General features: G+C 76.2%; 3 protein-coding genes. All 3 read right to left on the bottom strand.

Annotated features, from left to right (window positions below; translation table 11 throughout):
* Positions 1–201: zinc-ribbon domain-containing protein (locus PYV61_RS24640; protein WP_275836528.1), on the bottom strand; the 201-nt coding region annotated here is incomplete at its 3' end.
* Positions 198–1,238, bottom strand: a complete 1,041-nt coding sequence (locus PYV61_RS24635; RefSeq protein ID WP_275836527.1) for a diguanylate cyclase — start codon at positions 1,236–1,238, stop codon at positions 198–200. The genes PYV61_RS24635 and PYV61_RS24640, both read right to left, overlap by 4 nt.
* Before the next feature lie 106 nt (positions 1,239–1,344).
* On the bottom strand, positions 1,345–2,080 hold a 736-nt coding region (locus PYV61_RS24630; protein WP_275836526.1), incomplete at its 5' end, for a hypothetical protein.

The following is a 2,080-nucleotide window of genomic DNA, read 5'->3' as shown; positions in this document are numbered from 1 at the left end:
CGGCGGGGTGGGCGCCTGCGGCGCGGGCTGCGCGACCACCGGATCGGCGGGCGTCGCGCGGCGCTCCGCCGCGCGCGCGCCCTCGCCGCTCACCGCGAAGATCCCGCCGCACACCGAGCAGCGCGCGCGCACCCCGGCGGGCGGCACCTTCGCCGGGTCCACGCGGAACACCGACCGGCAGTCCGGACACGTCACGTTCATGCGTCGTCTCCCAGGCGCGAGGTCGGCCCGGCGTCGTCCGTGCGCCGGTCCACGGCGAACAGCGAGCCCGGCTGCGCCTTCGCGTAGCTCTTCATCTCCGAAGCCATCCCGCTCATCTGCGAGGCATGCGTGAAGCGCCGCCGCTCGTTGGTGGCGACGCCGATCGACAGCGACATCAGCGGCACGCGGTGCAGCTGCCCGCGCCGGTCCTTCCCTAAGTAGTACCCCGCGCGCCGGTCGGCCTCGGAATACTGGTACGGCACTAGCAGCTCGAACGTCTCCACGATCGTCCCGCACGTCTCGCCCACGTGGTCCAGCGGCACCACGAACAGGAAGTCGTCGCCCCCGATGTGGCCGACGAACCCCGTCTCCCCGGCGACGCCCTTCACCACGTCGTGGAGGAGTCGCGCGACCACTCGGATGACGCGGTCCCCCTCGTTGTAGCCGTACCGGTCGTTGAATTCCTTGAAGTGGTCGAGGTCCGCGTAGCACGCCGCGAACGGCGCCCCGTCGGCGAGGCGCCGCGCGATGTCCGCCTCGATCTCGGGCGTCCCGGGGAGCCGCGTCGTCGGATGCACGCCGAGGTCGCGCGCCGAGCGGCGGAGCAGCGCGTCGAGCCGTGCCTCGACCTCCCACGCCGGCGCGTCGGCGCCCAGCACCTCGTCCGCGCCCGCCGTGAACGCCGCCGCGGCCGCCCCGGCGCCGTCGGCGGCGAGGGCGATCACCGGCACGATCCCGGTGAACGAGTCGGCCTTGATGCGGCGGCAGGTCTCGGCAGCCGCGCCGTCCGGCGCCCCGTCGCGCCAGTCCACGAGGAGCGCTGTCGGCCGGGTGCGCAGCGCCGCGTACAGCACCTCGTCCGCCGACGTCAGGCGCACCCTCCGCTCGAAGCGCCCGGCCCACGCGTCGAGCGTCGGCGGCAGCGCGTCGGCCCCGGGGGGCGCGAGCACCGCCAGCAGCGCCCCCGGACGCACGGACGCCGCCGCCTGCGCGAGGCGCGGCGGCGGCAGCGTGTCGAGGGGGGTCGCGGCGCTCACGAGCGGTCGGGGCGGGTCGGAGGTCGGCGCGGGCGCGTCGGTGGGCGATGAACGACGATCGGTCGAGAGCAGGGGAAACGCGAGCCCACGCGCCCCGGCGTCCTGCTCAGCGCCGCGGGCGGGCCAGCCCCGGCACCCGCGCCCACGGCACAGTCGCCGAGAACTCGGCCGGTCCCCCGGGGCCCAGCCGCCGCGCGCGCACCGTCACGAACGCGTCCACCAGGCTGAGGACGCGGTTGGCGATGACCACGCTCAGCGCGTTCCCCGCCGCCCGGTCCGAGCTGTTGCGGCGGGCGATCGCCAGCCGGTACTCGGCCAGCTGCGCCTGCCCGTTGCGCCAGCTCCACGCGAACGCGTCGGGATACGCCCGCTGCTGGTAGTACGCCAGCGCGCGCTGGTAGTCGGGGTCCGCGGCCGGCTTGTCGAGGCCGCCCATGTAGAGGTCCCGCGCCAGCGCCCAGATGTAGCCGTTGTAGGTGCTGTCCGCCGTCTCCGGGTCCACCGCCCCGCCGGGGACCGCGTCGAAGCGCCCGCTCCCGATGAAGTCGGGGTTCTCGAGCCGCTCGTAGTAGTCCCAGTCGCCCACCGGGCAGGGCGCCCGACACGGCTGCCGCGCCGTCGACGCCGCGATCCGGCGGTACTCGTCGCGCTGCCGCCGCGCGTCGCGCTTCGACTCGGCGTACTGCAGCCACGTGTACGCCTCGAGCGCCAGGTAGCCGGCGGCGCGCGTCTGCCGCATCGCCGCCTGCCCGCTCCCCGGGAGCACCGCCGACGCGAGAGGCGCCCACCACGGCGCGCCGCGCCGCCCGGTGTCGGCGACCGCCGCCGCGCCCGCGCGCGCC

Origin of the sequence: Roseisolibacter sp. H3M3-2 (assembly GCF_029211165.1) — a bacterium.
Lineage (GTDB): Bacteria > Gemmatimonadota > Gemmatimonadetes > Gemmatimonadales > Gemmatimonadaceae > Roseisolibacter.
The sequence above is the reverse complement of the archived record's forward strand: the minus strand, read 5'-3'. Positions and strand labels throughout refer to the sequence as shown.